At 73.4% G+C, this 12454-nt stretch carries 10 protein-coding genes and 1 pseudogene; 1 reads left to right on the top strand and 10 read right to left on the bottom strand.

Annotation, left to right across the window (positions count from 1 at the left end; genetic code table 11):
• From Q7L73_RS03795 to Q7L73_RS03840, 10 genes and pseudogenes are all read right to left on the bottom strand, one after another.
• A pseudogene (locus Q7L73_RS03795) lies at window positions 1–214 on the bottom strand (sugar isomerase); the annotation flags it as partial.
• A gap of 38 nt (window positions 215–252) precedes the next feature.
• Window positions 253–657: a nuclear transport factor 2 family protein gene (locus Q7L73_RS03800; RefSeq protein WP_304689786.1), complete on the bottom strand. Its 405-nt coding sequence runs from the start codon at window positions 655–657 to the stop codon at window positions 253–255.
• Window positions 654–2345 carry a hydantoinase B/oxoprolinase family protein gene (locus Q7L73_RS03805; RefSeq protein ID WP_304689784.1) on the bottom strand — a complete coding sequence of 564 codons (1692 nt, stop codon included), beginning with the start codon at window positions 2343–2345 and terminating at the stop codon, window positions 654–656. The genes Q7L73_RS03800 and Q7L73_RS03805 overlap by 4 nt, the downstream gene beginning before the upstream one ends.
• Window positions 2342–4399, bottom strand: a complete 2058-nt coding sequence (locus tag Q7L73_RS03810; RefSeq protein ID WP_304689782.1) for a hydantoinase/oxoprolinase family protein — start codon at window positions 4397–4399, stop codon at window positions 2342–2344. The genes Q7L73_RS03805 and Q7L73_RS03810 overlap by 4 nt, the downstream gene beginning before the upstream one ends.
• Window positions 4400–4439: 40 nt before the next feature.
• On the bottom strand, window positions 4440–5816 hold the full coding sequence (locus Q7L73_RS03815) for a M20/M25/M40 family metallo-hydrolase (RefSeq protein WP_304689779.1): 1377 nt from the start codon (window positions 5814–5816) through the stop codon (window positions 4440–4442).
• Window positions 5813–7327: an FAD-binding oxidoreductase gene (locus tag Q7L73_RS03820; protein WP_304689776.1), complete on the bottom strand. Its 1515-nt coding sequence runs from the start codon at window positions 7325–7327 to the stop codon at window positions 5813–5815. The genes Q7L73_RS03815 and Q7L73_RS03820 overlap by 4 nt, the downstream gene beginning before the upstream one ends.
• A gap of 4 nt (window positions 7328–7331) precedes the next feature.
• Complete coding sequence (locus tag Q7L73_RS03825; protein WP_304689774.1) at window positions 7332–8363, bottom strand: substrate-binding domain-containing protein; 1032 nt, start codon at window positions 8361–8363, stop codon at window positions 7332–7334.
• Between the two features lie 49 nt (window positions 8364–8412).
• Window positions 8413–9498, bottom strand: coding sequence for an ABC transporter permease (locus Q7L73_RS03830; protein ID WP_304689772.1), 1086 nt, complete (start codon window positions 9496–9498; stop codon window positions 8413–8415).
• Complete coding sequence (locus Q7L73_RS03835; RefSeq protein WP_304689765.1) at window positions 9495–10280, bottom strand: ATP-binding cassette domain-containing protein; 786 nt, start codon at window positions 10278–10280, stop codon at window positions 9495–9497. Before Q7L73_RS03835 ends, Q7L73_RS03830 begins: the two co-directional genes overlap by 4 nt.
• Window positions 10267–11151: a PfkB family carbohydrate kinase gene (locus Q7L73_RS03840; RefSeq protein ID WP_304715486.1), complete on the bottom strand. Its 885-nt coding sequence runs from the start codon at window positions 11149–11151 to the stop codon at window positions 10267–10269. The genes Q7L73_RS03835 and Q7L73_RS03840 overlap by 14 nt, the downstream gene beginning before the upstream one ends.
• Before the next feature lie 262 nt (window positions 11152–11413).
• Here Q7L73_RS03840 and Q7L73_RS03845 point away from each other — a divergent pair, with 262 nt between their 5' ends.
• Entirely contained in the window at window positions 11414–12424 is a 1011-nt protein-coding gene (locus Q7L73_RS03845; RefSeq protein WP_304689755.1) for a LacI family DNA-binding transcriptional regulator, read from the top strand.
• Window positions 12425–12454: the final 30 nt, after the last annotated feature.

The following is a 12454-nucleotide window of genomic DNA, read 5'->3' on the forward strand; positions in this document are numbered from 1 at the left end:
CGGCCGCATGCACCAGCTTGACCGGGAACGACGAGCGCCGGCCGAGCAGCTGCGCCGCCGGCAGCATCAGCACGCCGGCGCCGCCGGCGCCGAGGAAGAAGAGGTTCTGCGCGCCGCCGTCGAGCAGCTCGGCGATCGTTCTGCGCAGCGGGTCGGCAAGGGCGATCGCGCCGCTCTCGATCGCGCGGAAGCGGTCCGCGTCGAAGTTCAGCATCGGGTGTGTCCTCTCGGTGTCGTGGTGGGGGTGGTGCGTCAGCTGCTCTGGAGCCAGAACTCGCGCAGGTCGGCGCAGCGGCCGTCGGCGTCGAAGCGCAGCAGCAGCGCCGCCGCCAGCTCGACCTGCTCGCCGTCGCGCACGAAGCGCGCCCGCCAGGCGGTCGCGGCGCGGTCGCCGTCGACGACCGGCTCCTCGACCTCCAGCCTCAGCTCGCTCTGCGCGGCGAGCGCCTGCGTCCAGTGGGCGACGACCTGCTCGCGGCCGCGCAGGCCGGGGCCGAACGGGTCGAACGTGTAGGCGGCGTCGGCGGCGAACAGCGCGCCGGCCGCCGCCGCGTCGCCGCCGCGCCAGGCGGCGGCGTAGGCGGCGACCCAGGCGTGCGCGTCGGCCGGCGCCGCGCCGCCCGTCGTGCCGCCCGTGCTCGGCGCCGCGTCGCTCATGTCGTGACCTCGGCGAGCCCGTAGACCTCCGCCGCCGCCTGCGCCGAGACGCGGCCGGCGCGCACGTCGGCGGCGACCTCCGCGCGGTCGCGCGAGCGCGGGTCGCCGACGCCGCCACCGCCGCCGGCGCGCATCGAGACGACCTCGCCCGGCTGCACGACGAACTCGCCCTTGCTCTGCACCGGGACCGGCTCCTCGCCGTCGCGCAGCAGGTGGATCGAGGCGCTTCTGCCCGCCAGGCCGTCGTCGAGGCCCGGCGCCGCGAAGCGCGCGTCGGACTGCTCGGACTCGGAGATGCAGAAGACCGGCTCGTCGCCGAGCACGCGGTAGTCGGCGCGGATCCCGAGCCCGCCGCGCTGCTTGCCGGCGCCGCCCGAGTCGGTCTGCAGCTCGTACCGCTCGACGCGGATCGAGTAGTTCATCTCGACCGTCTCGGCGGGGATGATCGCGCAGTTGGAGGCGTGCACGTCGAGCGCGTCGCCGCCGTCGTGGCCGCTCGTCGCGCCCGCGCCGCCGGAGACCTGCGCCAGCAGCACGACTCTCTGCCCCGTCTTCGGCGAGCGCGTCTCGGGGATGAAGACCGGGTAGCCGCTGAACCAGCCGGCCGAGCCGGTCTCCGGCGCGGCCTGCACGAGCGCGCGCGTGAGCACGTCGCAGAGCCGCTCGGAGGTGAGGTGGCGGTCGGAGGTCGCGGCCGGGAACTCGGGGTTGAAGAGGTTGCCCTTCGGCACCTCCAGCGTGACCGGCTCCAGACAGCCCTCGTTGAACGGGACGTCGGCGCTCTGCACGCAGCGGACCGCGTAGTGGATGTCGGAGATCGTCGTCGAGTACGGGCAGTTCATGCCGCTCACGCGCTGCTGCGCGCTGCCCGACAGGTCGACGCTGAGCGACTCGCCGCTGATCGTGATGCGCGCGTGCACGCGCACCGGCTCGTCGAACTTGCGCCCGTCGTTGTCGAGGAAGCCCTCGGCCTCGTAGACGCCGTCGGCCAGCTCGCCGATCCGCTGGCGCGTGCGCGCCGCCGCGTAGGCGATCAGCCCGTCGACGATCTCCAGGAACTCCTCGCTGCCGTGGCGCTCGGCCAGCACCGCCAGCCGCCGCTCGCCCGTGCGCGCCGCGGCGATCTGCGCGCGGATGTCGCCGAGGTTCATCGTCGGGTTGCGGACGTTGGCGCCGATGATGTCGTAGACGGCCTCGTTGCGCCGGCCGCCCTCCTCCAGCTTGATCGCCGGATACATCACGCCCTCCTCGAACACGGACTGGTTCGAGGCCGCGCAGGTGCCGGGCAGGCGCCCGCCCCAGTCGGCGTGGTGGGCGACCGTGCCGGAGAAGCCGACGAGGCGGTCGGAGCCGTCGAAGACCGGCACGAAGATGTTGACGTCGGAGGTGTGGACGCCGCCCATGTACGGGTGGTTCATCAGCAGCACGTCGCCGCGGTTGATGTCCTCGCCCCACTTGTCGATCAGCGCCCGCAGCGCCGGCCCCATCGAGGCCAGCAGCGTCGGGATGTCGATCGCGGTCGCCAGCAGCCGCCCGCGCGGGTCGAACAGCGCGCACGAGTAGTCGAGCATGTCCTTCACGACCGACGTCATCGCGGTGCGGTAGAGCGACGTGCGCATCTCCTCCGCGATCGTCTCCAGCGAGTGGCGCACGACCTCGGTCGTGATCGGGTCCTTGACGGTGGTCATCGGGCCTCCGGCAGGTAGGTGAGGACGAGGTTGCTCCAGCGGTCGACCGACAGCTCGACGCCGGGGATGACGACGGTCGTCGCCTCGCGCTCCTCGACGATCGCGGGGCCGCTGGCGCGCTGGCCGGGCCGCAGCGAGGCGCGCTCGTAGACGGGCGCGTCGACCCAGCCGGTCTCGCGGAAGAAGACCCTGCGGGTCGCGCGCGGCTCCGGCGTGCCGGGCGTCTCGGCGACCTCCTCCAGCGGCGGCCGCGGCAGGTCGCCGAGCGCGGCGACGCCGACGGCGACCAGCTCGACCGCGTCGGCGGGGTTGCTGTGGCCGAACTCGCGGTCGTGCTCGACGTGGAACCGCTGCACGAGCGCGGCGAGGCCGGCCTCGTCGAGCGTCGCGTCGTCGAAGGTCAGCTCGACGGCGTTGTCCTGCCACGTGTAGCGCAGCCGCGCCATGCGGTGGACGCGCACGTCGCGCGCGAGGCCGTGCAGCGCCGCGAGCCGCTCGCGCGCCTCGGCGACGAGCGGCAGGTAGCGCTCCTCGATCGCCGCGACCGTCAGCTCCGCCAGCGGCCGCTCGACCGGCCGCACGACGTCGTGGCGCAGCTCGGCGTTGACGAGCCCGAAGGCCGAGAAGGCGCCCGGGTGCAGCGGCACCAGCACGCGCGGCACGTCGACCAGCCGGCCGACGCTGAGCGCGTGCATCGCGCCCGCGCCGCCGTAGGCGAGCAGCGCGAAGTCGCGCGGGTCGTAGCCGCGGTTGACGGAGACGACGCGCACGCCGCGCGCCATCACCGCGTCGGCGATGTCGAGGATCCCGGCGGCGGCCGCGTCGACGTCGAGCCCGAGCGGCGTCGCGACGTGCTCCTGGATCGCGGCGCGCGCCGCCTCGACGTCGAGCGTCATCTCGCCGCCGAGGAACGAGGCCGGGTCGATCCGCCCGAGCGCGATCTGCGCGTCGGTCGTCGTCGGGCGCGTGCCGCCGCGGCCGTAGCAGGCCGGTCCGGGCTGGGCGCCCGCGCTCTCGGGGCCGACGCGCAGCAGGCCGCCGGCGTCGACGTAGGCGAGCGAGCCGCCGCCTGCGCCGATCGTGTGGATGTCGACCTGCGGCACCTTCACCGGCCGGCCGTCGAACGACGACTCGCGCTCCAGCCGCGGTCTGCCGTCGGCGATCAGGCAGATGTCGGTCGACGTGCCGCCCATGTCGAACGTGATCTGGTTTCTGTACTCCTCGACGGCCGCCAGGCGGGCCGCCGCGATCACGCCGGCGGCGGGGCCGGAGAGGATCATCTTGTGCGGGTTGACGGCCGCCTCGGCCGCGCTCATCACGCCGCCGGAGGACTGCATCACGAAGAACGGCGCGGTCACGCTCTGCTCGGCGAGGCCGCGGTCGAGCGCGGCGATGTAGTCGGCGATCAGCGGCTGCAGCGAGGCGGCGATGACCGTCGTGGAGGCGCGCGGGTACTCCTTGATCTCCGGGCAGACGTCGCTGGAGAGCGCGACCGAAACCTCCGGCAGGCGCTCGCGCAGGGCGGCGCCGAGGCGCTGCTCGTGGTCGCCGTTCTGGAAGCTGAAGAGGAGGCAGACGGCGACGGCGCGGACGCCCGCGGCGCGCACCTGCTCGACGAGCGCGTCGATCGCGGAGTCGTCGAGCGCGCGCACGACGGCGCCCTCGCGGTCGAGCCGCTCCGGCACCTCGAAGACCAGCTCGCGCCCGATCAGCGGCGCCGGCTTGACGAGGCCGAGGTCGAACATGTCGTGCCGCTTCTGCGTGCCGATCTCCAGCACGTCGCGGAAGCCCGCGGTCACCAGCAGCGCGGTCGGCGCCAGCTTCAGCTCCAGCAGCGCGTTGGTCGCGACCGTCGAGCCGTGGGCGAAGACGCCGAGCGCGCCGGTGTCGACGCCGCGCCCGTCGCGCAGCTTGCGGATCGCCTCGATCACGCCCTGCTCCGGGTTGGCGGGGGTCGAGCTGACCTTGTCGACGAGCACGCGCTGCTCCGTCTCGTCATAGGCGATGACGTCGGTGAAGGTGCCGCCGACGTCGATGCCGAGCAGAGTGCTCATGGGGTGGTTCTCCAGGTGGTGGTGATGGGACGGGCGAGGGTCACGGCGCGACTCCGCAGAAGTCGATCGCCGCGAGCGCGACGGCGGCGGCGCAGGTCTTCAGCTGCTCCAGCTCGATCCCCTCGTCGGCGCTGTGCGCGCGGCGCAGGTCGCCGGGGCCGAAGACGACCGCCGGGATCCCGGCCGCCTCCAGGAAGGAGGCGTCGGTGACGGCCGCGAAGCCGCTGCGATGGTCCGGGCCGGGCGCGGGCGTCGGCGCACCGGTGACCTGCTCGCGCGCCTGCGCGAGCGCCTGCACGACCGGCGCCTCCCACGTGGTCGACGCGGCCGGCCAGTTGCCGAGCCAGTCGATCCGCGGCGGGGTGTCGCGCAGCCACGGGTCGAGCGCGGCGGCGGTCGCGATCCGCCACTCCAGCTCGGCGCGCACGTCCTCGGCGGCCTCGTCGGGCGGATACCAGGCGAGCACGTCCAGCTCGGCGCGGTCGGCGAGGTAGGCGGGGCTGGGCGTGCCGGCGTCGGCGTGCAGCGCGCCGGGGTTGATCGTGAAGAAGCCGGGCGCGAAGGCCGGGTGGCTTCTCGTCTGGCCCCACTCCTGCTCCAGCTCCTGGAGCGCGCGCACGATCAGCAGCGCCTTCTCGACCGCGTTGACGCCGACGTCGCTGCCGGCGCCGCCTGGGCGGACGGCCTCGCCGCGGTTGCCGGCGTGGGTCGCGCGGCCGTCGATCGTGACGCGGAAGACGTGGTTGCCGGCCGACAGCGGCGAGAGCGACAGCGGCTCAGGGGTCGAGGAGGGCTCGAGCACGATCGCGCCGATCCGCTCGGCGTCCGGAGGGGAGTCGACGCCGAGCGCCGCGAGCGCCGCGGCCGTCGCCGCGCTCGTGCCCAGCTCGTGCTGCATCTGCTCCTCGCCGACGACGCACTGGACGCAGAGGTCGCCGGCGAGCGCGACGCCCGCGTCGCGCAGCGCGCGCACGGCCAGCCAGCCGGCCGCGAGGCCGCCCTTCATGTCGGTCGCGCCGAGCCCGAGCAGCTCGCCGCCGCGCCGCTCGGGTCTCCACGGGTCGGCCATCGTCCAGGTCTCGCGGCGGACCGGCGGGACGGTGTCGACGTGGCCGTTGAGGATCAGCGCGCGGCCGTCGCCGGCGCCGGCGAGCGTCGCGACGAGGTTCGGCCGCACCGGGTCGGACGCGACCCGCTCGGTGCGCAGCCCGAGCGCCAGGTAGCGCTGCTCCAGCAGCGCGACGCAGCGCGCCTCGCCGCCGGCCGCGGCGGTGCCGTCGATGCCGGGGAAGGAGGGGTTGGTCGAGTCGATCGCGACCAGCTCCTCGAGCAGCTCGACGGCGTCGTCGAAGGCGGCGTCGACCGCCGCGCGGACGCGCGCGGCGAGGTCGGTCGCGGTGGGGTCGGTCGCGGTCACGGACGGTCCTCCGTCGTCGGCATGGAAGGGGTCAGCGCGGCGAGGCGGCGGTCGAGCCAGCGCGCGCGGCGGCCGGCGTCGTCGGCAGCGCCGTTGCGGCGCACGGCGGCGCGCACGAGCTGCGCGCCGGCCCAGCGGATCGGGTCGGGCGGGAAGTTGAACACGGGCTGGTCGACGAGGCCGCTGCGCGACCACTCGTCGTCGGCGTCGAGCGCGAGGCTGGCGAGGATCCTGCCGCCGATCACCGACTGCGCGACGCCGCTGCCGCTCCAGCCGACGCCGTAGAGGACCGACGGGTTGGCCTCCATGCGGCCGAAGATCGGCAGGTGCGAGAGCGTGCGGTCGACCGGGCCCGACCAGGTCTGCTCGACCGGCAGGTCGTTCAGCATCGGGTAGACGCGGCGGAAGGCGGCGGTCGCGTCGCGCGCGAACTTCGGCGAGCGCTCGAAGCCGCTCCCGATCCGCCCGTTCAGCGCGACGGCGCCGCCGCCGCGGCCGAGCACGACGCGGCCGTCGGCGCTGCGCTGGTAGTAGAGCACGCGCATCTGCGAGTCGCAGATCGCCGCGCCGTCCTTCCAGCCGATCGCGTCGAGCCGCTCGGGCGCGCGGCGGGTCGCGATCACGTCGCTGGCGACGACGAACATCCGCCGCGAGAACTGCGGCAGGGACGCCGCCCAGGCGCCGGCGGCGAGCACGACGCGAGCTGCGTCGAGCGTGCCGCCGGCGCCGGTGCGAAGCCGCGTCAGGGCGCCTGGGGACGTGGCGCCCGGCGCGGCCGGGGCGGGGTCGATCGAGCGCACGCGCGTGTGCTCGTGGATCGTCACGCCGGCCTGCAGCGCCAGTCTGCGCAGGCCGCGCGCGAGCTTCGCCGGCTGGACGGTGCCGCCGGCCGGCTCCCAGATGCCGCCGAGGTGGACCGGCGAACCGGTCCGGGCGGCCACTTCTTCAGCGGTCAGGTGACGGTAGGGACGGCCGCCGTGGCGCTCGGCCCGCGCGACGACCTCCTCCCACGCGCCCAGCTGCGCCGGCGTCGTCGCCGTCCACAGCCAGCCGTCGCGGCGGAGGTCGAAGTCGAGGCCCTCGTCCTGCAGCGCCTCCAGCTCGTCGAGCGCGGCCTCGGAGGCGCGCGCCAGGCGCACCGCCTCCGCGGTCCCGCAGAGGGCGGCGAGGTTCTCCAGCCGCTCCCACCAGGAGTGGATCTGACCGCCGTTGCGGCCCGAGGCGCCGCCGCCGCAGACGTCGCCTTCCAGCAACGTCACCGACAGCGACGGCTCGCGCCGCTTCAGCTCCAGCGCCGTCCACAGGCCGACGTAGCCGCCGCCGACGATCGCGACGTCGGCGCGCGCCGCTCCGAGAAGCGGCGGCGCGTCGGCCGCGGTCGCGGCGGCGGGCTCGTCGAGCGCATCCAGCAGCCACAGCGAGCGGTGCGGAGGGGCTCCCGACCCCTCGTCTCCGCGCACCCCGCCGTCGAGCCGCAGCTGCGCCCGTCGTATCGCGTCCCTGCCCGTCACGTCGTTACTTCGCTGCGCGGTAGAGCAGCTTCTCGATGTCCGGGTCGGCGACGTTGTCTCTCGTCGCGATCACCGGGTCGAGCAGCGTGTCTTCCGGTCTCGTGCCGTTGTCGAGGTAGTCGACGATCTGTCTGACGCCCAGCTCGCCGGCGGTGTAGACCTGCTGCACGACGAGCGCGTCGATCAGGCCGCGTCTCATCAGCGTGACCTCCTGCGGGTCGGCGTCCATCCCGACGACGCTGATCGCGTCGGCCTTGCCGGCGTTCTCGACGGCGTTGGCGGTGCCGATCGCGGCGTTCGTCCAGGAGGCGAAGATGCCTCTCAGGTCGGGGTCGCGCTTGATCAGGCCGTTGACGTTGGCGGCGACGTCGGCGAGGTCGCCTCTGTCGTAGGTCTCGCCGATGCTTCTGAGGCCGGGGTAGTCGGGCAGCGCCGCTCTCCAGCCGCGCTGGCGCGCGTCGACCGACTCGATGCCGGGGACGTAGCCCTCGTAGGCGACGTTGCCTCTGCCGTCGAGCAGTCTGTCCATCACCTCGGCGGCCATTCTGCCGGCCGCCTCGTTGTTGGTTCCGATGAACGACAGCCGCACCGACGGGTCGGCGACGTCGGCGTCGAGCATGATCACCGGGATTCTCTGCGACTGCAGCTGGCGGATCGGCGCGACCATGCCGCGGTTGTCGACGGCGGTCATCAGGACCGCGTCGGGCTTGCGCGCCATCACCGACTGCAGCGTCGCGGTCTGCGACGGCAGGTCCGCGGTGCGCGGCGCCTGCCAGTCGACCTCGACGCCGAGCTTCTCGGCCTCGGCCTGGGCGCCGGCGTTGAGGGTGATGTAGAACGACGACTCCTCATTCGTGATGAGGGCGATCTTGTACTTCTCTCTCGCCTTGCCGGCATCGGAGCCGGAGGACGATGTGGTCGAACCGCTTGAACCGCTCGACGACGAGTCGTTGTCGTCGGAGCTGCCACAGGCGGCCAGCACCAGCACGAGCGCAGCGAGTGCGACGCCCGCGAGCGAGCGCAACAGCTTGGACACGGATCCTCTCCTTGTGAAGCGATGGGACACGGGGACGAAGACGGGGGTTTCAGCCCTGCTGGGCGCGTCGGCGCCGCAGCTGGTCGACGTAGACGGCACCGAGCAGCACCAGGCCGACCGCGACGTTCTGCCAGAACGGGTCGATCGCCATGATCACGAAGCCGTTCAGCAGCACGGCCGGGATCAGCGCGCCGATGACGGTGCCCGACATGCGGCCGCGGCCGCCGAACAGGCTGGTGCCGCCGATCACGACCGCCGAGATCGCGGCGAGCGCGTCCTCGGTGTGGCCGGAGACGGAGGCGGTGTTGAAGCGGGCGAGGTCGATCACGCCGACGATCGCCGCCAGCACGCCCATCAGCACGTACAGGATCAGCAGGTGGCGGCCGACGTTGATGCCGGCGCGCGCGGCCGAGTCGGGGTTGGCGCCGATCGCGTAGGTGCGCAGGCCGAAGCGGGTCCAGCCGAGGATCACCCACAGGATCCCGGTCACGACGATCGCGACGACGACCGGCCACGGGATCACGCCGAAGAGCGAGCCGAGGCCGAAGAACTCCTGCAGCTGGATCGGCGCGCCCTGGACGTTGAGGCCGCCGGTCCAGACCTGCGCGAGGCCGAGGATCACGCCCGCCGTCGCGAGCGTCGCGATGAAGGCGGGGATCTTCGCGCGGACGGCCAGCAGGCCGTTGACGAGGCCCCAGCCGAGCCCGACCAGCAGCGACGCGCCGATCCCCAGCAGCAGCGCCAGGAAGAGGTGCGGATGGTTCAGCTGCGCGACGTCGATCGTCACGTCGCCGGCCAGCGCCGCCATCACCTTCGCCGCGACGACGGCGGTGAAGACGACGATCGCGCCGATCGAGAGGTCGAGCCCAGCGGCGATCAGCAGGAAGGTCATGCCGGCCGCGAGGATCAGCATCGTCGAGGCGTCGAGCGCGACGTTTCTGAGGTTGTCGAGCGACAGGAACGAGCCCGACGGCGCGAGCACCGAGAAGACGACGATGATCAGCAGCAGGATGCCGGCGATCGTCAGCGACTCGTAGCGCTCGGCGCGCTTCTGCGCGCGCTCGGCCTTGCGGTCGGCGGCGGGGTTCTGCGCGGGCGCGGGCGTCTGCGCGCCGCTCTCGGCGGTGGTGCTCACGTCGCCTCCTTTCGGGCTCCGAGGGTCGTCGCGCCGGTGATCGCACCCAGCAGCGACTCGGTCGTGCAGTCGCCGATCGGCGCCGTCATCACGTCCTCGCCGAGGCGCAGGACGGTGACGCGGTCGGCAACCTCGAAAACGTCGGGGAGGCTGTGCGAGATCAGCAGGATCGCCATGCCGCGGTCGTCGCGGACTCTCTTGATCAGCTCCAGCACGTAGTGCGTCTGTCTGGCGCCGAGCGCGGCGGTCGGCTCGTCCATGATCAGCAGCCGGCGGCCCCAGATCAGCGAGCGCGAGATCGCGACCGCCTGCTTCTGGCCGCCCGACAGCGCGCTGACTGGGACGACCGCGGAGGGCACGCGCGCGCCGACGGTCGCCAGCTCCTCGGCGGCGCGACGGCGCATCGCCGGGCGGTCGACGAAGCCGAGCTTGCCGAGCAGGCCGGGCTTGAGCAGCTCGCGGCCGAGGAAGACGTTGTCGCCGGGCGGCAGCGTCGAGGCGAGCGCGAGGTCCTGGTAGACGGTCTCGACACCGGCCTCCTGCGCGTCTCTCGGCGTGCCGAAGCGAACCGTTCTGCCGTCGATCTCGATCGTGCCCTCGTCGGGCGTGTGCACGCCCGAGAGCATCTTCACGAGCGTCGACTTGCCGGCGCCGTTGTCGCCCAGCAGCGCGTGGACCTCGCCCGGACGGACCTCCAGGCTCGCCCCGCGCAGCGCCTCGACGTGGCCGAAGCGCTTCGTGACCCCGGTCGCCCGGAGCACAGGGACGTCAGTGGTCCCCATCGCCGTTCCTCCTTTGCTTCGTTGCCACAACCGCGGCGCGCGCGGCGGCCTCCTGCGAGACCGCCGCCGTCGCCGCCTGGGGAAAGCCGCCGAAGCGCGTGCAGCACTCGGCCGCCGCCTCGGTTCCGCGCGCCGCGCACTCGACCAGCGGCCGCTCGTGCAGCAGCAGCGCGGTCAGGAACGCGGCGATGTAGCTGTCGCCGGCGCCGAGCGTGTCGACGACGTCGACCTGCTGCGCCGGGACGAAGACGATCTCCTCGGCGTCGCCGGCGAGGCTGCCGTGCCGGCCGCAGGTGACGACGGCGGTGCGGGCGCCGCCCGCGAGCGCCTGGGTGAGGAGCGCGCGGGCGCCGTCGTCGGCGGTCGCCTCCCACGAGTAGAAGGCGACGGCGAGGCCGCTCAGCCGCTCGGTGCGGTGGCGCGTCGAGAAGTCGTAGCTGACGCGGCCGCCGCGCTGCGCGAGGCCGCCGACCGCGTGGTCGAAGTCGCTGACCGTCGAGCAGTGCGCGATCGCGGCGCCGGCGGCGAAGTCGAGGTCGGCCGCGCTCGGGCGGTAGTCGGCGGTGACACCGAAATCCTCGTGCGCGAGCAGCCGCTCGCCTTCCTCGGTCACCTCGATCATCGTCACCCCAGTGCTGCCCGCAAGCGTGGTGAGGTGACTGGCATCGACGCCCTGCACGGCCAGCTCGGCGCGCAGCAGCTCACCATCGGGATCTGGCCCGACGGCTCCCATGTATGCACTGCGCAGACCGGTCCGGGCCCAGTTGACCGCGACGTTGACGGCGTTGCCGCCGGCGGCGCGGACGCCGAGCGCCCGGTAATGGTCCACACAGTTGTCGCCGAGCGCGACGAGTCGCTCGCCGTCGGACAATTCGCTTCCTCTCCTTACGCATGCTGGCGTGCGGGCAGGGGCAGCTTGTGATCACGCTGTCGCGTTTTCACGGTGAAGCCCAGCTCGCTCGTCCTCACTTCTGATAGCGCTCTCAGATGAGCACTGGCGGCATCGTAACACAGCTCTGATAACGCTCTCAGGACAGATGGAGAAAATTCGACCATCGCCTTTTGGACATTGTCTGAGAGCGCTATCAGTCGAAGGCGTATACTCGCCGATCGTGGTGGTGACGATTCGAGATGTGGCGGCCCTCGCAGAGGTGTCGCAGGCGACCGCGGCGCGTGCGCTCGGCGGTTACGGCTACGTCAGCTCAGCGTCGAGAAGAGCGGTGCTGGCGGCGGCCGAGCAGCTGGGCTACCGGCCCAACAACGTCGCCCGTGCGCTGGTCTCGGGCACGACCCGCACGATCGGCCTGATCGTCGGCGACATCGAGAACCCTTTCTTCGCCGCCGCCGCGCGCGGCCTCGCCGACGTGGTCGAGGACGAGGGCTACACGCTGCTGCTGGCCAACTCCGACGAGGACCTCGAGCGCGAGCGGCAGGCGGTCGACGTCTTCCGCACCCAGCTTGTCGACGGCCTCGTCGTCGCGCCCGTCAGCGGCAACGACGGCACGCACCTGAGAGTGCTCGCGGCCGACCGCCGGCCGCTGGTGCTGATGGACCGCGCGATCCGCGGCCTGCAGGTCGACACGGCGCTGGTCGACAACCCCGGCGGCGCCCGCAGCGCGGTGCGCCACCTGCTTGCGTGCGGCCACGACCGCATCGGCGTCGTCAGCGACGCAGCCGAGATCTCCTCGACCGCGGAGCGCCTGCGCGGCTACCGCAGAGCGCTGCGCGACGCGGGGATCGAGCCCGAGCCCGGCCTCGTGTCGGTCGGCCCCTCGACGCGGGCCGGCGGCTACCAGGCGGCGCGCGCGCTGCTGGAGCGCGCCGACCGCCCGCGCGCGATCTTCACGCTCAACAACTTCATGACCGCGGGCGCGGTCCGCGCGATCCGCGATCTCGGCCTCTCGATCCCCGGCGACGTCGCCCTGGTGGCATTCGACGAGCTGGAATGGACGACCCTGGTCGATCCGCCGATCACCGTCGTCGCCCAGCCGGTCGCCGAGCTCGGCCGCACCGTCGGCTCGCTCCTGCTCGCCCGTCTCCGCGGCGACGACAGCCCGCCCAAGCGCACCCGCCTCCGCACCGAGCTGATCGTCCGCGGCTCCTGCGGCCCCCTGCTCTCCAGCATCACCCCCGCGCGCGCCTGACGCGACGGCCGCCCGCCGCGCTCGCCCACC

Source organism: Conexibacter sp. CPCC 205762 (genome assembly GCF_030646155.1).
Classification (GTDB): Bacteria; Actinomycetota; Thermoleophilia; order Solirubrobacterales; family Solirubrobacteraceae; genus Conexibacter.